Annotated in this window: 17 protein-coding genes and 1 pseudogene; 13 read left to right on the plus strand and 5 right to left on the minus strand. The window is 66.8% G+C overall.

The genetic code is table 11. From position 1 onward, the window contains the following. Positions 1–190: 190 nt before the first annotated feature. On the minus strand, positions 191–967 hold the full coding sequence (locus GQ56_RS0123155; protein ID WP_031400906.1) for an enoyl-CoA hydratase: 777 nt from the start codon (positions 965–967) through the stop codon (positions 191–193). A gap of 129 nt (positions 968–1,096) precedes the next feature. On the opposite strand from GQ56_RS0123155, the gene paaN reads away from it, so the two are divergent. The 5 genes and pseudogenes from paaN to paaK all read left to right on the plus strand — a co-directional run bounded on the left by paaN (position 1,097) and on the right by paaK (position 6,719). Next, positions 1,097–2,803: a phenylacetic acid degradation protein PaaN gene (gene paaN / locus GQ56_RS0123160; RefSeq protein ID WP_031400907.1), complete on the plus strand. Its 1,707-nt coding sequence runs from the start codon at positions 1,097–1,099 to the stop codon at positions 2,801–2,803. 87 nt (positions 2,804–2,890) lie between these two features. Next, positions 2,891–4,092: pseudogene (gene pcaF / locus GQ56_RS39495) on the plus strand (3-oxoadipyl-CoA thiolase). 45 nt (positions 4,093–4,137) lie between these two features. Continuing rightward, complete coding sequence (paaG, locus tag GQ56_RS0123170) at positions 4,138–4,929, plus strand: 2-(1,2-epoxy-1,2-dihydrophenyl)acetyl-CoA isomerase PaaG (RefSeq protein WP_031400908.1); 792 nt, start codon at positions 4,138–4,140, stop codon at positions 4,927–4,929. 1 nt (position 4,930) lies between these two features. After that, on the plus strand, positions 4,931–5,383 hold the full coding sequence (gene paaI, locus GQ56_RS0123175; RefSeq protein ID WP_031400909.1) for a hydroxyphenylacetyl-CoA thioesterase PaaI: 453 nt from the start codon (positions 4,931–4,933) through the stop codon (positions 5,381–5,383). Positions 5,384–5,420: 37 nt separating this feature from the next. After that, positions 5,421–6,719, plus strand: a complete 1,299-nt coding sequence (gene paaK, locus GQ56_RS0123180) for a phenylacetate--CoA ligase PaaK (protein ID WP_031400910.1) — start codon at positions 5,421–5,423, stop codon at positions 6,717–6,719. 245 nt (positions 6,720–6,964) lie between these two features. Here paaK and mltA read toward each other — a convergent pair whose 3' ends face one another. Then, the gene (gene mltA / locus GQ56_RS0123185) at positions 6,965–8,197 is read right to left on the minus strand and encodes a murein transglycosylase A (RefSeq protein WP_043301613.1); all 1,233 of its coding nucleotides are present in this window, start codon (positions 8,195–8,197) and stop codon (positions 6,965–6,967) included. Positions 8,198–8,275: 78 nt separating this feature from the next. Further along, positions 8,276–8,650 carry a Co2+/Mg2+ efflux protein ApaG gene (apaG, locus tag GQ56_RS0123195; RefSeq protein WP_031400913.1) on the minus strand — a complete coding sequence of 125 codons (375 nt, stop codon included), beginning with the start codon at positions 8,648–8,650 and terminating at the stop codon, positions 8,276–8,278. A 177-nt stretch (positions 8,651–8,827) separates the two neighbouring features. On the opposite strand from apaG, the gene rpe reads away from it, so the two are divergent. The 8 genes from rpe (at position 8,828) to GQ56_RS0123235 (ending at position 16,148) form a co-directional block, all read left to right on the plus strand. Continuing rightward, positions 8,828–9,514 carry a ribulose-phosphate 3-epimerase gene (rpe, locus tag GQ56_RS0123200; RefSeq protein WP_031400914.1) on the plus strand — a complete coding sequence of 229 codons (687 nt, stop codon included), beginning with the start codon at positions 8,828–8,830 and terminating at the stop codon, positions 9,512–9,514. 4 nt (positions 9,515–9,518) lie between these two features. Beyond that, entirely contained in the window at positions 9,519–10,283 is a 765-nt protein-coding gene (locus tag GQ56_RS0123205) for a phosphoglycolate phosphatase (RefSeq protein ID WP_031400915.1), read from the plus strand. 357 nt (positions 10,284–10,640) lie between these two features. After that, positions 10,641–12,134 carry an anthranilate synthase component I gene (trpE, locus tag GQ56_RS0123210; RefSeq protein WP_031400916.1) on the plus strand — a complete coding sequence of 498 codons (1,494 nt, stop codon included), beginning with the start codon at positions 10,641–10,643 and terminating at the stop codon, positions 12,132–12,134. A 13-nt stretch (positions 12,135–12,147) separates the two neighbouring features. Continuing rightward, entirely contained in the window at positions 12,148–12,738 is a 591-nt protein-coding gene (locus tag GQ56_RS0123215; RefSeq protein ID WP_031400917.1) for an aminodeoxychorismate/anthranilate synthase component II, read from the plus strand. A gap of 13 nt (positions 12,739–12,751) precedes the next feature. Next, complete coding sequence (gene trpD / locus GQ56_RS0123220; protein WP_031400918.1) at positions 12,752–13,783, plus strand: anthranilate phosphoribosyltransferase; 1,032 nt, start codon at positions 12,752–12,754, stop codon at positions 13,781–13,783. Between the two features lie 36 nt (positions 13,784–13,819). Beyond that, the gene (trpC, locus tag GQ56_RS0123225; protein WP_031400919.1) at positions 13,820–14,605 is read left to right on the plus strand and encodes an indole-3-glycerol phosphate synthase TrpC; all 786 of its coding nucleotides are present in this window, start codon (positions 13,820–13,822) and stop codon (positions 14,603–14,605) included. Beyond that, a complete protein-coding gene (locus GQ56_RS0123230) occupies positions 14,605–15,231 on the plus strand; it encodes a CYTH domain-containing protein (protein WP_031400920.1) in 627 nt (208 codons plus the stop codon). The genes trpC and GQ56_RS0123230 overlap by 1 nt, the downstream gene beginning before the upstream one ends. Positions 15,232–15,248: 17 nt before the next feature. After that, positions 15,249–16,148, plus strand: a complete 900-nt coding sequence (locus tag GQ56_RS0123235; RefSeq protein WP_031400921.1) for a uracil-DNA glycosylase — start codon at positions 15,249–15,251, stop codon at positions 16,146–16,148. Positions 16,149–16,261: 113 nt separating this feature from the next. Here GQ56_RS0123235 and GQ56_RS0123240 read toward each other — a convergent pair whose 3' ends face one another. Both GQ56_RS0123240 and GQ56_RS0123245 read right to left on the minus strand, forming a co-directional pair. Further along, positions 16,262–16,858 (minus strand): FMN-dependent NADH-azoreductase, encoded by a 597-nt coding sequence (locus GQ56_RS0123240; protein ID WP_031400922.1) that lies wholly within the window; start codon positions 16,856–16,858, stop codon positions 16,262–16,264. Positions 16,859–17,005: 147 nt separating this feature from the next. After that, on the minus strand, positions 17,006–18,805 hold the full coding sequence (locus GQ56_RS0123245) for a M61 family metallopeptidase (RefSeq protein WP_031400923.1): 1,800 nt from the start codon (positions 18,803–18,805) through the stop codon (positions 17,006–17,008). Positions 18,806–18,898 lie beyond the last annotated feature (93 nt).

An 18,898-nucleotide genomic window follows, 5' to 3' on the forward strand; every position in this document is an offset into this window, starting at 1 on the left:
GCGTTTCCGTTAGCGCGAAAGAGGCGTGATTGTAGGCATCCGACCCGAACCGCGCAAGCCCCTTTGTGAAAATATTTTGATAACCCGCCGTGCGCTGCCGCGCACGGCGGGTCGGGGCCAGGCTGACCGATCAGGCACACCGGCAACCGGAATCGACGCGCCGCCGGCAATTCCAGCCGGCGCCGCCCGATCAGCGATTCTTGAACGCCGGCTTCCGCTTCTCGACAAACGCAGCCATCCCTTCCTTCTGGTCTTCGGTTGCAAACAGCGAATGGAACAGGCGGCGCTCGAAGTGGACACCTTCGGCCAGCGTCGTTTCATATGCGCGGTTCACCGACTCCTTGACCATCATGACCGCCGGCAGCGAGAACTCGGCAATCGTCGCCGCCGCGCCAATCGCCTCGTCAAGCAGCTTATCGGCCGGCAGCACACGCGACACGAGGCCCGCGCGCTCCGCCTCGGAGGCGTCCATGAAGCGGGCGGTCAGGCACATGTCCATCGCCTTCGCCTTCGACACCGCGCGTGGCAGGCGCTGCGTGCCGCCCGCGCCCGGCATGACGCCCAGCTTGATTTCCGGCTGGCCGAACTTGGCCGTGTCCGCCGCGAAGATGATGTCGCACATCATCGCGAGTTCGCAGCCGCCACCCAGCGCAAAGCCCGAAACCGCGGCAATGATCGGCTTGCGGATCTCGCGGACCGTCTCCCAGTTGCGCGTGATGTAGTCGCCACGGTAGACATCCATATAGGAATAGGTCGCCATCATGCCGATGTCCGCGCCGGCCGCGAATGCCTTCTCGCTGCCCGTCACGACAATCGCGCCGATGCCGTCATCCGCATCGAACGCCTTCAGCGCTTCGCCCAGTTCATCCATCAGCGCATCGTTCAACGCGTTCAGCGCCTTCGGACGGTTCAACGTCACCAGCCCGACACGCCCCCGGGTCTCCACCAGGATGTTCTCGTAAGCCATCTATTTCTCCTCGATCAATGAAATGAGAAACGCCTCGCACATGCGAATAATTTGATGCTACCATTCTCCGACCAACCGGTCGGTTAATTAATCGATCCAACCCCTCTCAACGTCCACCAGGCCGCCGCCATGACCCATGCACTGTTCACGAAGCACGAAGACACGCTGAAGCACGCACTCGCCGCCATCGAGAGCCGCGGGTACTGGAGCCCGTTTGCTGAAATGCCGAGTCCCAAAGTGTACGGGGAAAGCGCAAGCGCCGACGGCGAGGCCGCGTTCAAGTCGCACCTCGACACGACGTTCGCGCTCGACCAGCCGTCGTCCGGCGAAACGGTCGGCGCGGAACGGTCGCCGTACGGCGTCGCGCTGGATATCCGGTATCCGAAGTCGACGCCCGACGCCCTGATCGCCGCCGCGGCCGCCGCGCAACGCACGTGGCGCGACGCCGGCCCGAGCGCCTGGATCGGCGTCAGTCTTGAAATCCTCGCGCGCCTGAACCGCGCAAGCTTCGAGATCGCCTACAGCGTGATGCACACCACGGGGCAGGCCTTCATGATGGCGTTCCAGGCCGGCGGCCCGCACGCGCAGGATCGCGCACTCGAGGCAGTCGCCTATGCATGGGACGAACTGCGCCGCATCCCGGCCGACGCGCACTGGGAAAAGCCGCAAGGCAAGAACCCGCCGCTCGCGATGCACAAGCGCTATACGATCGTGCCGCGCGGCACCGGGCTCGTGCTCGGCTGCTGCACGTTCCCGACCTGGAACGGCTATCCGGGCCTGTTCGCCGACCTCGCGACCGGCAACACCGTGATCGTCAAGCCGCATCCGGGCGCGATCCTGCCCCTCGCGATCACCGTCCGGATCGCTCGTGAAGTCCTGCGCGAAGCCGGTTTCGACCCGAACGTCGTCACCCTCCTCGCGACCGAACCCAACGACGGCGCCCTCGTTCAGGACCTGGCGCTGCGCCCCGAAATCAAGCTGATCGACTTCACGGGCAGCACGCAGAACGGCATGTGGCTCGAACGTCACGCCCACCAGGCACAGGTGTATACCGAGAAGGCCGGCGTCAACCAGATCGTGATCGACTCGACCGACGACCTGAAGGCTGCCGCCAAGAACATCGCGTTCTCGCTGGCGCTGTACTCCGGCCAGATGTGCACCGCTCCGCAAAACATCTATGTGCCGCGAGACGGCATCCGTACCGCGGACGGCCATGCGAGCTTCGACGAAGTCGCACAGGCGATCGCGATTGCCGTGCAAAAGCTCACGGGCGACCCGGCACGCTCGGTCGAACTGATCGGCGCAATCCAGAACGAGAGCGTGACGGCACGCATCGACGATGCGCGCCGGCTCGGCCACGTGCTCGCCGACAGCCAGACGCTCCAGCACCCCGCCTTCCCCGACGCCCGCGTGCGCACGCCGCTCGTGCTGCAACTCGACGTGGCCGATCGCGAGAAATTCACGCAGGAATGGTTCGGCCCGATCTCGTTCGTCATCGCGACCGACTCGACCGCGCAGTCGCTCGATCTCGCCGGTGAAATCGCGGCGGAACACGGCGCGCTGACGCTCTCCGTCTACAGCACCGACGACACGATCGTCGAGGCCGCCCACGACGCGGCAGTGCGTGGCGGGGTCGCACTGTCGATCAACCTGACTGGCGGTGTGTTCGTCAACCAGTCGGCCGCGTTCTCCGATTTCCACGGCACGGGCGCGAACCCGGCGGCCAACGCGGCGCTGGCCGACCCGGCGTTCGTCACCAACCGGTTCCGCGTGGTGCAAAGCCGAGTCCATGTTGCCCCGAAGGCGGCGCCCGCGGAAGCTGTCCAGCCGGCATAACCCGAATGGCCGACGTGCAAACGCCGCCACGTTCCCTACCATGAACGAATCCGCCACCCGGCGGGTTCGTTGCTCATCGATACGCCCATGACAGACGCCTACATCTGCGACGCGATTCGCACCCCCATCGGCCGCTACGGCGGCGCCCTGAAAGACGTCCGCGCCGACGACCTCGGCGCGGTACCGCTCAAGGCGCTGATCGAGCGCAACCGCGACGTCGACTGGACGGCGATCGACGACGTGATCTACGGCTGCGCGAACCAGGCCGGCGAGGACAACCGCAACGTCGCGCGCATGTCGGCGCTGCTCGCGGGCCTGCCGACCGACGTGCCCGGCACGACGCTGAACCGGCTGTGCGGCTCCGGGATGGACGCGGTCGGCACGGCCGCGCGCGCGATCAAGTCCGGCGAGGCCGCCTGATGATCGCGGGCGGCGTCGAGAGCATGACGCGCGCGCCGTTCGTGATGGGCAAGGCCGCGAGCGCGTTCGCGCGCCAGGCCGACATCCACGACACGACGATCGGCTGGCGCTTCATCAATCCGCTGATGAAACAGCTGTACGGCGTCGACTCGATGCCGGAGACGGCCGAGAACGTCGCGGTCGACTACGGCATCAGTCGCGCCGACCAGGATCTGTTCGCACTGCGCAGCCAGCAGAAGGCCGCGCGCGCGCAGCAGGACGGCACGCTCGCCGACGAAATCGTCGCGGTCACGATCGCGCAGAAGAAAGGCGACGCCATCGTCGTCTCGCATGACGAACACCCGCGCGAAACGTCGCTCGAGGCGCTGGCCAAGCTCAAGGGCGTGGTACGCCCGGACGGCTCGGTGACGGCCGGCAACGCGTCGGGCGTCAACGACGGCGCAGCCGCGCTGCTGCTCGCCAATGCACAGGCGGCCGACCAGTATGGCCTGCGCCGCCGCGCGCGCGTCGTCGGCATGGCAACGGCCGGTGTCGCGCCGCGCGTAATGGGCATCGGCCCCGCGCCGGCCACGCAAAAACTGCTGCGCCAGCTCGGCATGACCATCGACCAGTTCGACGTGATCGAGCTGAACGAGGCGTTCGCATCGCAGGGCCTCGCGGTGCTGCGCATGCTCGGCATTGCCGACGACGATCCACGCGTGAACCCGAACGGTGGCGCGATCGCGCTCGGCCACCCGCTCGGCGCATCGGGCGCCCGGCTCGTGACCACGGCGCTCCACCAACTCGAGCGGACGGGCGGGCGCTTCGCGCTGTGCACGATGTGCATCGGCGTGGGCCAGGGCATCGCACTCGCGATCGAACGCGTGTAACCGACGCACCGCACGCCTATAACGAAGTCATGAAGGAGATACCGCATGTCCTATCAGGCGATTCAGCTGGATATCGATCAGGCCTCGCACGTGGCCACGGTCACCCTCAACCGCCCCGACAAGCTGAACAGCTTCACACGGGCGATGCATCGCGAACTGCAATCCGCACTCGATGACGTCGAAGCGTCCGGCGCGCGTGCGCTGATACTGACGGGTGCGGGGCGCGGCTTCTGCGCGGGGCAGGATCTGGCCGACCTCGACTTCACACCCGGCGCGTCCACCGATCTCGGCACGCTGATCGACGAGCATTTCAATCCGCTGATCCGACGCCTGCAGCGCCTGCCTATTCCGGTGCTCGCCGCCGTCAACGGCACCGCGGCCGGCGCGGGCGCGAATCTCGCGCTCGCATGCGACCTCGTGTTCGCCGCCCGCTCGAGCAGTTTCATCCAGGCCTTCGTCAAGATCGGGCTCGTCCCCGATTCGGGCGGCACGTGGTTCCTGCCGCAACGCATCGGCATGGCACGTGCGTTGGGGCTCGCGTTGACCGGCGACAAGCTCGGCGCTGAACAGGCCGAACAGTGGGGCCTGATCTGGCGCGCAGTCGACGATGACGCACTCGTCGCGTCGGTCCGCCAGCTCGCAACCCAGCTCGCGCAGCAGCCTACCCTCGCGATCGCATCGATCAAGCAATCGATGCGCGACAGCGTCACGAACACGCTCGACCAGCAGCTCGACATGGAGCGCGACCTGCAGCGCAAGCTCGGCCAGTCGCACGACTATGCGGAAGGCGTGAAGGCATTCATCGAGAAGCGTGCGCCGCGCTTCGAGGGGCATTGACATGACGAATGCCGCCGCCACGCTCGACCCCGACTCGCTCGCCCGCGCCGCCGCACGGGCCATGTACGACGCGGACGCATGCAGCCGCGCGTTCGGCATGGAAATCGCCGAGGTCCGCGCCGGTTACGCGCGCCTCAAGATGCGCGTGCGCCCGGAATTCCTGAACGGGCATCAGACCTGCCACGGCGGGATCATCTTCACGCTCGCCGATTCGACGTTCGCGTTCGCGTGCAACTCGTACAACCTGAACACGGTCGCGGCCGGCTGCTCGATCGAATACCTGCGCCCGGTGTACGGCGACGACGTGCTGACGGCGGAGGCGATCGAGCAGGCGCGCGCCGGCCGCCAAGGCATCTACGACATCCGCGTCACGAACCAGGCCGGCGAAACCGTCGCGATGTTCCGCGGCAAATCCGCCCAGATCAAGGGCACGGTCATCCCGGAAGACCGCTGACGCCGACGGCTCGCACATAACAAACACTGGAGACAGCATGACTACCCCGCTTCCGCTCGAGCCGATCGAGACCGCCTCACGCGACGAGCTGACCGCGCTGCAGCTCGAACGCCTCAAGTGGTCGCTCCGGCACGCGTATGACCACTCCCCCGTCTATCGCCGCAAGTTCGACGACGCGGGCGTCCATCCGGACGATCTGAAAACGCTCGCCGACCTGTCGCGTTTCCCGTTCACGACGAAAAGCGACCTGCGCGACAGTTATCCGTTCGGGATGTTCGCGGTGCCGCAGGACCGGATCTCGCGCATTCATGCGTCATCGGGCACGACCGGCAAGCCGACGGTCGTCGGCTATACGGCCGGCGACATCGACACCTGGGCGAATCTCGTCGCGCGCTCGATCCGCGCGGCCGGCGCACGCCGCGGCGACAAGGTGCACGTCAGCTACGGCTACGGCCTGTTCACGGGCGGGCTCGGCGCGCACTACGGCGCCGAACGCGCAGGGCTGACCGTGATCCCGTTCGGCGGCGGCCAGACCGAGAAGCAGGTACAGCTGATCCAGGATTTCCGGCCCGACATCATCATGGTGACGCCGAGCTACATGCTGTCGATCGCCGACGAAATCGAGCGCCAGGGCCTCGATCCCGTGCAGAGTTCGCTGCGCATCGGCATTTTCGGCGCGGAGCCGTGGACCAACGACATGCGTGTCGCGATCGAGCAGCGGATGGGCATCGACGCGGTCGACATCTACGGACTCTCCGAAGTGATGGGCCCCGGCGTCGCATCCGAATGCGTCGAGACCAAGGACGGTCCGACCATCTGGGAAGACCATTTCTATCCGGAGATCATCGACCCTGAAACGGGTGAAGTGCTCCCGGACGGTGAGCTTGGCGAACTCGTGTTCACTTCGCTCACGAAAGAGGCACTGCCGATCGTCCGCTACCGAACCCGCGACCTCACGCGACTGTTGCCCGGCACCGCCCGCACGATGCGCCGGATGGAAAAGATCACCGGTCGTTCGGACGACATGATGATCGTGCGCGGCGTCAACGTGTTCCCGACGCAAATCGAGGAACAGTTGCTCAAGCAGCGCGCGCTCGCACCGCACTATCAGATCGTGCTGACGAAGGAGGGCCCGCTCGACGTGCTGACGCTCAACGTCGAGCCCTGCCCCGAAACCGCGCCCGACACGGCGGCGATCCAGGCGGCGAAACAGGCGCTCGCGCACGACATCAAGTCGCTGATCGGCGTGACGGCCGTCATCAACGTGCTGCCCGTCAACGGAATCGAGCGTTCGGTCGGCAAGGCACGCCGGGTCGTCGACAAGCGCAAGGGCTGACGGCCACCGCTGCGCGCGGCCCCGAAGCCGTCGCGGCAAATGAAACAGCCCGACCGGCCAACGCCGATCGGGCTGTTTCGTATTTCGCGGCGCCGTCCGTCGGCGCACCGTTCGACGCGACAGGTGTATCGCGAGTAGCCACACCCCACGGGCGCCGATGCGATCAGATCGACGCGCTCCGCGCGCACCGTCGCGCCCGCGAACTCCGCGTCCGATCGATTGGCGGCCACCCGCGCCGCCTCACGTCACGAATTCGGGAACAGCAGCCACATCCGGCCGACCTGCTTCATCCTGCCGGCCTGATCGCCCGCGTCGTCGCCGAGGCCCCAGAAATAGTCGGCCCGTACGCCGCCCTTGATCGCGGAACCCGTATCCTGCGCGAACACGAGCCGGTTCATCGGCGTATTCGTCAGCGGCCGCGTCGTCTGAAGAAACACGGGTGTACCGAGCGGGATCGACGCCGGATCGACCGCAATCGACCGCTCCGGCGTCAGCGGCACGCCAAGCGCACCGATCGGGCCGTCCGCGCCGCCGTGCGGTGCATCTTCCTTGGTCGGCATGTCGCGGAAGAACACGAACCGCGGATTCGTGTCGAGCAGCGCGTCGACGCGATTCGGGTTCGCCTTCGCCCACGCCTTGATGCCCTGCATCGTCGCCTGAGCGGGCGTCAACTCGCCGCGATCCAGCAGCCACTTGCCGATCGAACGGTACGGCTGGTTGTTGGTGCCGCCGAAGCCGACCCGCATGACCGAACCGTCGTCGAGCAGCACGCGCCCCGAGCCCTGCACCTGCAGGAAGAACGCCTCGATCGGATCGTCGACCCACACGAGTTCGTTGCCGCTCAGGATGCCGGCGCGCTCGAGTTGCGAGCGTACCGGCAGCGCCGCGCCCGCGCGATACCCGGCCGGCCAGCGGTAGAGCGCGTATTGATACGGGCCGCGGCGTACACGCGAACCGTGCAGCAGCGGCTCGTAATAGCCGGTCACGAGCCCGTCGAGCGTACCGTCGGTATTCGCGAGCTGGAACGGCGTGAAATACGTCTCGAAGAATGCGCGCGCGCTGCCGACGTCGAGCTCGTCGAGCCGCTCGGCGGCCGCACAGGCGCGCTGCCACGCCGGCTGGCGCGCGAGCCGCACGCAGTTCTGCCGCAGCGCGGCCGTCGCGCCGATCAGCGAATCGTCCTCCCAGCCCGGCACCTGCTGCCACGCAACCGGCGTGAGCCGCTTCGCGGCGACCTGCCCCGGCACGATCGCCGCGCCGGTCGGCGGCTTCAGCGACGAAGTCCGCGTCGGCGCACTGCCGCACGCGGCAAGCAGCGCCGCCGTCGCGGCCGCCGCAACCCAGCCGGCCACCCGGGGCCCAAACCACATACAATGTCCGTTCTTGATGGAAACCGCCATGTCAGATTTTCTCGACCAATATCCGATGCTCATCTTTGCGCTCGAAGCCTTCGTAGCGCTTGCCCTGCTGGTCTTCATCGTCGTGTGGACGTCGTCGGGCAGAAAGAAGCACGCCCGCAACAACGACCGCCAGCCGCGCTGACGCACTACGCACGCTCAATGCAGCGTGCGCGGCATGTGCAGCGCAAACTCGTCGACCGGCGCATCGAAACGTTCGCCGTCCTCCGCCACACAGAAGTACGCGCCGCGCATCGTGCCGACCGGTGTCGCGATCACGGCCCAGCTCGTATATTCGAACTGCTCGCCCGGCTGCAGCAGCGGCTGGTGCCCGACGACGCCAAGCCCCTTCACTTCCTGCACATGGCTCTCGCTGTCCGTGATGATCCAGTGACGCGCGATCAGTTGCGCCGCGACCTGCCCGGTGTTCCGGATCGTCAGCGTGTACGCGAATGCGTATTGACGGTGATCGGGGTCGGATTGTTCCGGCAGATAGCTGGTTTTTACTGAAACGGTGAACTGATACTGACTCATGATGTTTCCGCCGTAGGTAAGCACACGCGCCGACTCGAGCGGCCGGGCCGCGGGCGCGCCGCATTGGTTCGGCATTCTATGCGCAATCGGGCCGCCGCCGCACGGCCCGCCGCCGCGCGCCGGGTCGCCGGACGGTAGAATGTCGGTTTTGCGCCGCAACGTCCCCGCTCCCCTGCCATGACCCAATTCCGCATCGCTCCCAGCATCCTGTCGGCCGATTTCGCTCGGCTCGGCGAAGAAGTCCGCAACGTGGTCGCCGCCGGCGCCGACTGGATCCACTTCGACGTGATGGACAACCATTACGTGCCGAACCTGACCATCGGCCCGCTCGTGTGCGAGGCGATCCGCCCGCACGTGCAGGTGCCGATCGACGTGCACCTGATGGTGCGCCCGGTCGACCGGATCGTGCCCGATTTCGCGAAGGCCGGTGCGAACCTGATCAGCTTCCACCCGGAAGGCTCCGACCACATCGACCGCACGCTGTCGCTGATCCGCGACCACGGCTGCAAGGCCGGGCTCGTGTTCAATCCGGCCACGCCGCTGAACTACCTCGACCATGTGATGGACCGGCTCGATTTCATCCTGCTGATGTCGGTGAACCCGGGCTTCGGCGGCCAGTCGTTCATTCCGGAAACGCTGAACAAGCTGCGCGAGGCACGCGCGCGCATCGACGCGTACACCGAGCGCACGGGCCGCGAGATCCTGCTCGAGGTCGACGGCGGCGTGAAAGCCGACAACATCGCGGAAATCGCGGCGGCCGGCGCCGATACCTTCGTCGCGGGTTCGGCGATCTTCGGCAAGCCCGACTACCGCAAGGTGATCGACGAGATGCGCGCCGCACTCGCCACCGTCGAGCGGAGCTGACGCCGTGGCCGAATCGTCGCTCGCCGGGCACGCGCCGGCCGGGGCCGCAACGGACGCCCCCCCGATCCGCTTCACCTCGCCACGCATCGACGCGGCGCTGATCGACCTGGACGGCACGATGGTCGACACGGCCGACGATTTCACGGCCGGCCTGAACGGGATGCTCGCGCGGCTCGACGCGCCGGCCACATCGCGCGACGAGGTGATCGGCTACGTCGGCAAGGGTTCCGAACACCTGATCCAGAGCGTGCTGAAGCCGCGCTTCACGGCGGACGAAGCGCGCGCGCGCTTCGACGACGCGCTGGCGATCTACCAGACCGAATACGCGAAGATCAACGGCCGCCACACGCGCCTCTATCCGGAGGTGGCCGCCGGCCTGGACGCGCTGCGCGCATCCGGCATCCGGCTCGCATGCGTGACGAACAAGCCGCACCGCTTCGCGATCGAACTGCTCGAACAATACGGGCTGGCCGGCAGCTTCGGCATCGTGCTCGGCGGCGACAGCGTCGCGCGCAAGAAGCCCGATCCGCTGCCGATGCTGACGGCCTGCGACGCGCTCGGCGTCGCACCGGGTTCGGCGGTTGCGATCGGCGACTCGGAAAACGATGCGCTGGCCGGCCGCGCGGCGGGGATGGCGACGCTGACGGTGCCGTACGGCTACAACCACGGCAAAGCTATACAAACGATAAATTCGGATGGTATAGTCGATTCGTTGCTGGTCGCAGCCCGCGCGGTCGCCGCGCACAACGCCGGCCGGCCAACCATCTGATTATTTCTTCCATCCGCATGTTTCTGAATAAAAAACGGAGTCTGAGCAGCATCGACCGGGGAGCCTGGCCCTGGCGTCGCTGGTCGCGCTAACCTCTTCGATGAGGTACGCTGAAGCACGTCTTCAGCGCCGTTTTTTATCTCGCTGCGCATCCGCGCGCCGATCGTCGCACCACCTCGGGTTCCACCGTGTCCGAACGCTTGCGTTCAGGAGCGGCCGCAGACTCGCGACGTTCACGCCCGGAGTGCCGGCCGGCAACAGGCACTTCTCGATCGACCGCCCTTTCGCCGACGGCACCCCGCGCAGCGTCAAGTGATCCCTGGCGCCCGCGCCGCTCGTCCCGAACAGGACCGGAACATGACCGAACTCGAATTCCAATCGCTCGCGAACGAAGGTTACAACCGCATCCCGCTGATTGCGGAAGCCCTCGCCGATCTCGAAACGCCGCTGTCGCTCTACCTGAAGCTGGCCCAGCCCGAACGCGCGGGCGCCAACTCGTTCCTGCTCGAATCGGTGGTCGGCGGCGAACGCTTCGGCCGCTACTCGTTCATCGGCCTGCCGGCGCGCACGCTGGTACGCACCCGCAACGGCGTCTCGGAAGTCGTGCGGGACGGCCAGGTCGTCGAAACGCATGACGGCGACCCGTTCCAGTTCATCGAATCGTTCCAGGCGCGCTTCAAGGTGGCGCAGCGCCCGGGCCTGCCGCGCTTCTGCGGCGGCCTCGCCGGCTATTTCGGCTACGACGCGGTGCGCTACGTCGAGAAGAAGCTTGCCCACACCGCGCCGCGCGACGATCTCGGCCTGCCCGACATCCAGCTGCTGCTGACCGAGGAAGTCGCGGTCATCGACAACCTCGCCGGCAAGCTGTACCTGATCATCTACTCGGACCCGGGCCAGCCCGAGGCCTACGCGAAGGCGAAACAGCGCCTGCGCGAACTGAAGCAGCGCCTGCGCACGACCGTGCAGCCGCCCGTCACGTCGGCGAGCGTGCGCACCGAGACGTTCCGCGAATTCAAGAAGGACGACTATCTGGCCGCCGTGCGCCAGGCGAAGGAATACATCGCGGCCGGCGAGCTGATGCAGATCCAGGTCGGCCAGCGGCTGACGAAGCCGTACCGCGACAACCCGCTGTCGCTGTATCGCGCCCTGCGTTCGCTGAATCCGTCGCCGTACATGTATTACTACAACTTCGGCGATTTCCACGTGGTCGGCGCGTCGCCGGAAATCCTCGTACGCCAGGAGAAGCGCGGCGAGGATCAGATCGTCACGATTCGCCCGCTCGCCGGCACGCGTCCGCGCGGCAATACGCCCGAGCGCGACGCGGAGCTCGCGACCGAACTGCTCAGCGACCCGAAGGAAATCGCCGAGCACGTGATGCTGATCGACCTCGCGCGCAACGACGTGGGCCGCATCGCGGAAATCGGCTCGGTCCAGGTGACCGACAAGATGGTCATCGAGAAGTACTCGCACGTGCAGCACATCGTCAGCTCGGTCGAAGGCAAGCTGAAGCCCGGCATGACGAACTACGACGTGCTGCGCGCGACGTTCCCGGCCGGCACGCTGTCCGGCGCGCCGAAAGTGCGCGCGATGGAGTTGATCGACGAACTCGAGCCGGTCAAGCGCGGGCTGTACGGCGGCGCGGTCGGCTACCTGTCGTTCTCGGGCGAGATGGATCTCGCGATCGCGATCCGCACGGGCCTGATCCACAACGGCAACCTGTATGTGCAAGCGGCGGCCGGCGTCGTCGCGGATTCGGTACCCGAATCCGAATGGCAAGAGACCGAAAACAAGGCGCGCGCGGTACTGCGGGCGGCCGAACAGGTCCAGGACGGCCTCGATAGCGACTTCTGACCGGAGACTGACCATGCTGCTCATGATCGACAACTACGATTCGTTTACCTACAACCTGGTCCAGTACTTCGGCGAACTCGGCGAGGATGTACGCACCTACCGCAACGACGAGATCACGCTCGACGAGATCGCGCGCCTGAATCCCGACTCGATCTGCCTGTCGCCCGGCCCGAGCAACCCGCAGCACGCGGGCATCACGCTCGACGTGCTGCGCGAATTCGCCGGCAAGAAGCCGATCCTCGGCGTGTGCCTCGGCCACCAGGCGATCGGCGAGGCATTCGGCGGGCGCGTCGTGCGTGCGAAAACCATCATGCACGGCAAGGTGAGCAGGATCGAAACCGACTGCCGCGGCGTGTTCGCCGATCTGCCGAAGCATTTCGACGTCACGCGCTACCACTCGCTCGCGATCGAAAGCGAATCGCTGCCCGACTGCCTCGAGGTGTCCGCACGGACCGACGACGGCGAGATCATGGGCGTGCGTCACAAGACGCTGCCGATCGAAGGCGTGCAGTTCCACCCGGAATCGATCCTGTCCGAGCATGGTCACGCGCTGCTCGAGAATTTCCTGAAACAGGCCCGCGCCGCGGCGGCGCAAGCCGCCTGACGGGAGCATCACGATGACGATTACCCCGCAGGAAGCGCTGCAGCGCACGATCGAACACCGCGAGATCTTCCACGACGAGATGCTGCACCTGATGCGGCTCATCATGCGCGGCGACATGTCGCCCGTGATGGCGGCCGCGATCATCACCGGGCTGCGCGTGAAGAAGGAGACGATCGGCGAAATCGCCGCCGCCGCAACCGTGATGCGCGAATTCGCGAACCACGTCGAAGTCCAGGACAACTCGAACTTCGTCGACATCGTCGGCACCGGCGGCGACGGCTCGCACACGTTCAACATCTCGACCGCGTCGATGTTCGTCACGGCCGCGGCCGGCGCGAAGGTCGCGAAGCACGGCAACCGCGGCGTGTCGAGCAAGTCCGGCAGCGCCGACGTGCTCGAGGCGCTCGGCGTGAACATCGACCTGCAGCCCGACCAGGTGGCCGCGTCGATCGCCGAAACGGGCATGGGCTTCATGTTCGCGCCGAACCATCATCCGGCAATGAAGAACATCGCGGCCGTGCGCCGCGAGCTCGGCGTGCGCACGATCTTCAACATTCTCGGCCCGCTGACCAATCCGGCCGGCGCGCCGAACCAGCTGATGGGCGTGTTCCACCCCGACCTCGTCGGCATCCAGGTGCGTGTTATGCAGCGTCTCGGCGCGCAGCACGTGCTCGTCGTGTACGGCAAGGACGGGATGGACGAGGTGTCGCTGGGCGCCGCGACGCTGGTCGGCGAACTGCGCGACGGCAAGGTGCACGAATACGAAATCCATCCGGAAGACTTCGGCCTGCAGATGGTGTCGAACCGCACGCTGAAGGTGGAAAATGCCGACGAATCGCGCACGATGCTGCTCGGCGCGCTGGACAACCAGCCGAGCGTCGCACGCGAGATCGTCACGCTGAACTCGGGCACCGCCCTTTACGCGGCGAACGTCGCCGAGTCGATCGCGGACGGCATCCAGCTCGCCCGCGAAGCGATCGCGAGCGGCCAGGCGCGTGCGAAGGTCGACGAACTCGTGCGCTTCACGCAGCAGTTCAAACGCTGACTCCCTTTTCGATTTTCGAATCAAGCAGGAACCCACATGAGCGACATTCTCGACCGAATCATCGCCGTCAAGCGCGAAGAAGTCGCGGCGGCCATGCGCAGCACGCCGCTCGAGGCACTGAAACTGGAAGCGTCCGCACGCGACCTGCGCGACTTCGTCGGCGCGCTGCGTGCGAAACATGCGGCCGGCAACGCCGCGGTGATCGCCGAAATCAAGAAGGCCAGCCCGTCGAAGGGCGTGCTGCGCGAGCATTTCGTGCCGGCCGACATCGCACGCTCGTATGCGGCGCACGGCGCCGCGTGCCTGTCGGTACTGACCGACGAGCAGTTCTTCCAGGGCAGCGTCCGCTACCTCGAGGAAGCGCGCGCGGCCTGCACGCTGCCCGTGCTGCGCAAGGACTTCATCGTCGACGCGTACCAGATCCTCGAGGCGCGCGCGATGGGCGCCGACGCGATCCTGCTGATCGCCGCCGCGCTCGACACGCCGCTGATGCAGGATCTCGAAGCCTATGCGCACTCGCTCGGCCTCGCGGTGCTGGTCGAAGTGCACGACCGCAACGAGATGGAACAGGCGCTGACGCTCAAGACGCCGCTGCTCGGCATCAACAATCGCAACCTGCGCACGTTCGAGACGTCGATCCAGGCCACGCTCGACATGCTCGACATGATTCCGCCGGACCGGATCGTCGTCACCGAATCGGGGATCCTGTCGCGCACCGACGTCGACACGATGCGCGCGGCGAACGTGAACACGTTCCTCGTCGGCGAGGCGTTCATGCGCGCCGACCAGCCGGGCGAAGAACTCGCGCGGATGTTCTTCTGATGGCGATCGAAAAGGAAATCAAGCTCGCGCTGCCGGCCGGCCAGGCCGAGGCCGCGCGCCGCTTCTTCGAGACGCTGACCGGCGAACCCGGCCACGACGTGACGCTCGCGAACGTCTATTACGACACGCCCGATCTCGCGCTGGCCCGCTCGAAGAGCGCGGTGCGCGTGCGCCGCACGCCGCACGGCTGGCTGCAGACGTTCAAGACGGTCGGCAGCGCGGAAGGCGGCCTGCATCGCCGCCACGAATGGGAACTGCCGGTCGCCGGCGACGCGCTCGAGATCGATGCGCTCGTCGCGGCCTGCGACGTGCCGGAAGCCGCTGCCGCGCTGCATGACGCGGCCGGCGCCCTGCACGCGCTGTTTCGTACGGATTTTTCGCGTACGCTGTGGCGCATCGCAATCGGCGGCGCGATCGTCGAAGCCGCGGTGGACGTCGGCGAGATCGTCGTCCGGACGGAACATGAAACGCGCCGTGAACCGATCAGCGAAGTCGAACTCGAACTGATCGACGGCCCGGAAACGGCGCTCGCGACGCTCGCCGGCGAACTGCAGCAGGCGCTGCCGGGCCTCGTTCCCGAAAATATCAGCAAGGCGCAGCGCGGCTACCGGCTGCGCGCGCAATAAACACGCATCACGCACGCATGGCAACCCGCAAGACTTCCCGCGCGCCGCAACAGGCGTCGCTGTTCGATGACCCCGTGCCGGAAACGACACAGGTCGATATCCCGCCGACGGCCGCCGAGCCGCCTCCCGCCGGGCGCAAACCCGTCAAGAAAACGGCTGCGCCGGCCGCCGCGGCACCGCGGCCCGTCGTCGCCGACGTTCCGCACCTCACCGCGCAATTCGATGCGCTGCCGGCCGTCTGGCGCACGGTGCTGAAACCCTTCACCGACAGCGACGCCTACGCGCCGCTGTGCCGCTTCGTCGACGACGAGCGCGCGGCCGGCAAGACGGTCTACCCGACCGACGTGTTCCGCGCGCTGCGCCTGACGAACCCGGACGACGTGAAGGTCGTGATCCTCGGCCAGGATCCGTATCACGGCGACGATCGCGGCACGCCGCAGGCACACGGGCTCGCGTTCTCGGTACCGCCAGCCGTGCGCACGCCGCCGTCGCTGCGCAACATCTTCAAGGAAATCGCCGCGAACTTCGGTCACGACACGCCGCGCCACGGCTGCCTCGACACGTGGGCGCGCCAGGGCGTGCTGCTGCTCAACACCGTGCTGACGGTCGAGCGCGGCGCGGCGGCGAGCCATGCGAAGCGTGGCTGGGAGCAGTGCACGGATACGCTGATCCGCGAACTCGCAGGCCGCCATCGCGGGCTCGTCTTCATGCTGTGGGGCGCGCACGCGCAGGCCAAACGCGCCCTGTTCGACGCAAGCGCGCATTGCGTGCTCGAGGCGCCGCATCCGTCGCCGCTGTCCGCACACCGCGGCTTTCTCGGTTGCCGCCATTTCGCGCTCGCGAACGATTATCTGGTCGAGGCAGACCGGGAACCGATCGACTGGCGCCTGCCGGAAGTGGCAGAAACGCTCGCCTGACGGCCGCGCCGCCGATTCTTTCGCCAGCCGGCATGCAAAAACGCCGCGCCCCTTTCGGGACGCGGCGTTTTTTTACCGGACGATGCCGCGGGTGCGGCGCACCCGCATCGACCTTACGCTGCAGCGATCGCTTCGCGTGCGCTGGCGAGCGCGGCGCTCTGTGCATCCGGCCCGAGGTTCAGGCCTTCGGCGTGGATGAAGTTCACATCGGTCAAGCCGATGAAACCAAGGAACGAGCGCAGGTACGGCGTCTGGCTGTCGTTCGGCGTACCCAGGTACTTGCCGCCACGGGCCGTCACCACGTGAACCTTCTTGCCCTTGATCAGGCCTTCAGGGCCGTTTTCGGTATAGCGGAACGTGACGCCTGCACGGGCGATCCAGTCGAAGTACGTCTTCAGTTGCGACGAGATGCCGAAGTTGTACATCGGTGCGCCGATCACGACGATGTCGGCGGCTTGCAGTTCGGCGATCAGTGCGTCGCTCTTCGCGACGATCGCATTCTGCTCGGCGGTGCGCTTGTCGGCCGGCGTGAAGAACGCGCCGAGCACCGATTCGTCGAGGTGCGGCAGTGCATCGGCCAGCAAGTCGCGAACCACGACCTTCGCGCCGGGGTTCGATTGTTGCAGCTTTGCCGTCAGTTCGTTGGACAGCAGCGTGGATTGCGCACCTTGCGAACGTGCCGCGGAATTGATTTGCAGAATGGTCGTCATGTCAGGCTCCAGTAGGGTTGCGCTTCGGTAGCGCGAGTGACGCCATTGTGCGTGGCCGCATCGGCACGAAAAAGCGGGCTCAGGGCGACGGATTGTTGCAACAGCAGAACGATCCCCGATCGCGCCCCGATACCCGCCAGCCTGCGCTCACCCCTTCAGCCAGGCTTCCCGTGCATTGGATACCGCGGCCGGCTTCGCGGCCGCCGTCAGCCGGTAGCGCGCGACCTCGGGGCCGTCGAGCTTCAGTTTTGCGGTACGCAGCTCGTCGCGGCGGAACGCGTGAACCTCGACCTTGTCGCCCGGCCGGTAGCGCGCGAGCAGCGCATCGAGGTTGGTGCCCGTGACGCGCAGCCCGTCGACCGCGATCAGCGTGTCGCCGGCCGACAGCCCCGCGCGATGCGCGGCACCGCCTTCGTAGACGGCCGCGAACGTGCAGTCCGCGCCGCCGCGCAGGCGCGCGCCGATCGTCGGTTTCGCCGCCGCGCCGTTCGCGACTTCGGGCGTGAGCGTCACGCCGAACGGTGCGAGCAGTTCGCCGAGCGGCAGGTCGCGCGTGCCGTGCACGGCGTCGGCGAACAGGCGGCCGAGCGCGACGCCGGTCGCCTCCTCGATCAGCGCCTCGACTTCGTTTTCCTCGACGCCCGCCTGCTTGCCGCGGTAGAAGTCGCGACCGTAGCGTTGCCACAGCAGGCGCATCACGTCGTCGAGCGACTTCCGGTTGCGCGTCTGCGCGCGGATCGCGAGATCGAACGCGAGCGCGACGAGCGAACCCTTCGTGTAGTAGCTGACGATCGCGTTGGTTGCGTTCTCGTCCTGGCGGTAGTACTTGATCCACGCGTCGAACGAGCTTTCCGCGACGCTTTGCCTGAGCCGGCCCGTGCCGCGCAGGACGCCGCCGATCGTGCGGCCGAGCGCCGCGAAATATTCGTCCTGCGACATCAGCCCGCTGCGCACCAGCATCAGGTCGTCGTAATACGACGTGAAACCTTCGAACAGCCACAGCAGCGACGTATAGTTCTCGCGCGACAGGTCGTACGGCACGAACGCCGCCGGCTTGATGCGCTTCACGTTCCACGTATGGAAGTACTCGTGGCTGCAGAGGCCGAGATAGGTGCGATAGCCTTCCGTCGTCTCGGGCCGCCCCTTCGCCGGCAGGTCGGTACGATTGCAGATCAGCGCGGTCGACGCGCGATGCTCGAGGCCGCCGTAGCCGTCGCTCACCGCAAGCGTCATGAACACGTAGCGGTCCATCGGCGCCTGCTTCGATTTCGGCTCGAACAGCGCGATCTGCGCTTCGCACACGCGCTTCAGGTCGGTGCGCAGGCGCTCCATGTCGAGCTGCGTCACGCGTCCCGCGATCACGATGTCGTGCGGCACGCCATGCGCGTCGAACGTCGCGAGCGCGAATTCGCCGATCGTCACCGGATGGTCGGACAGCTCGTCGTAGTTCGACGCGCGATACGCGCCGAACCCGTAGCGCTTCGTGCCGCGCGCCTCGGGCAGCGCGGTGGCGACGCGCCACGCGCGGAACGCCGCGCCGGCCGGTTTGGCGATATCGACCTCGCACGGCGCATCCTCGCGGCCGGCGACGCTCAGGAACACGGCCGTCGCGTTGAAGAAACCGCCCGATTCGTCGAGATAGGCGGAACGCACCGACAGGTCCCACGCGTAGACGTCGTAGCGCAGCGTCAGCGCGCCGTTCACGGGCGCGGCCTGCCATGTGTGCTTGTCGGTCTTCGCGATCCGCACCTTGCGGCCCGCGTCGTTGTATGCGCCGAGCGTCACGATGTTGCGCGCGAACTCGCGTACGAGGTAGCTGCCCGGGATCCATGCCGGCAGCGAAAAGCGCTGGCCTTCGGGATCGGGATCGGCAACCGTGACCGACACTTCGAACAGGTGGGCGGCAAGATCTTTCGGGACAATCGAATAGCGGATCGGCTGGGTCATCGTGGCAATCGGTCGAATACGGCGGCGGAAACGAAGAGAGGCGCCGGCAGATCGTGCGGGCGCCCCTCGCTGGCCGGGCCGTGCGGCCCGGCG

This window comes from Burkholderia paludis, assembly GCF_000732615.1.
GTDB lineage: Bacteria > Pseudomonadota > Gammaproteobacteria > Burkholderiales > Burkholderiaceae > Burkholderia > Burkholderia paludis.

Bases quoted from the DNA above. Each gene is read 5' to 3' on its own strand.
- GQ56_RS0123155 (WP_031400906.1), bottom strand. From the start codon at position 967: ATGGCTTACGAGAACATCCTGGTGGAGACCCGGGGGCGTGTCGGGCTG.
- paaN (WP_031400907.1), top strand. From the start codon at position 1,097: ATGACCCATGCACTGTTCACGAAGCACGAAGACACGCTGAAGCACGCA.
- paaG (WP_031400908.1), top strand. From the start codon at position 4,138: ATGTCCTATCAGGCGATTCAGCTGGATATCGATCAGGCCTCGCACGTG.
- paaI (WP_031400909.1), top strand. From the start codon at position 4,931: ATGACGAATGCCGCCGCCACGCTCGACCCCGACTCGCTCGCCCGCGCC.
- paaK (WP_031400910.1), top strand. From the start codon at position 5,421: ATGACTACCCCGCTTCCGCTCGAGCCGATCGAGACCGCCTCACGCGAC.
- mltA (WP_043301613.1), bottom strand. From the start codon at position 8,197: ATGAAGACCAGCAGGGCAAGCGCTACGAAGGCTTCGAGCGCAAAGATG.
- apaG (WP_031400913.1), bottom strand. From the start codon at position 8,650: ATGAGTCAGTATCAGTTCACCGTTTCAGTAAAAACCAGCTATCTGCCG.
- rpe (WP_031400914.1), top strand. From the start codon at position 8,828: ATGACCCAATTCCGCATCGCTCCCAGCATCCTGTCGGCCGATTTCGCT.
- trpE (WP_031400916.1), top strand. From the start codon at position 10,641: ATGACCGAACTCGAATTCCAATCGCTCGCGAACGAAGGTTACAACCGC.
- GQ56_RS0123215 (WP_031400917.1), top strand. From the start codon at position 12,148: ATGCTGCTCATGATCGACAACTACGATTCGTTTACCTACAACCTGGTC.
- trpD (WP_031400918.1), top strand. From the start codon at position 12,752: ATGACGATTACCCCGCAGGAAGCGCTGCAGCGCACGATCGAACACCGC.
- trpC (WP_031400919.1), top strand. From the start codon at position 13,820: ATGAGCGACATTCTCGACCGAATCATCGCCGTCAAGCGCGAAGAAGTC.
- GQ56_RS0123230 (WP_031400920.1), top strand. From the start codon at position 14,605: ATGGCGATCGAAAAGGAAATCAAGCTCGCGCTGCCGGCCGGCCAGGCC.
- GQ56_RS0123235 (WP_031400921.1), top strand. From the start codon at position 15,249: ATGGCAACCCGCAAGACTTCCCGCGCGCCGCAACAGGCGTCGCTGTTC.
- GQ56_RS0123240 (WP_031400922.1), bottom strand. From the start codon at position 16,858: ATGACGACCATTCTGCAAATCAATTCCGCGGCACGTTCGCAAGGTGCG.
- GQ56_RS0123245 (WP_031400923.1), bottom strand. From the start codon at position 18,805: ATGACCCAGCCGATCCGCTATTCGATTGTCCCGAAAGATCTTGCCGCC.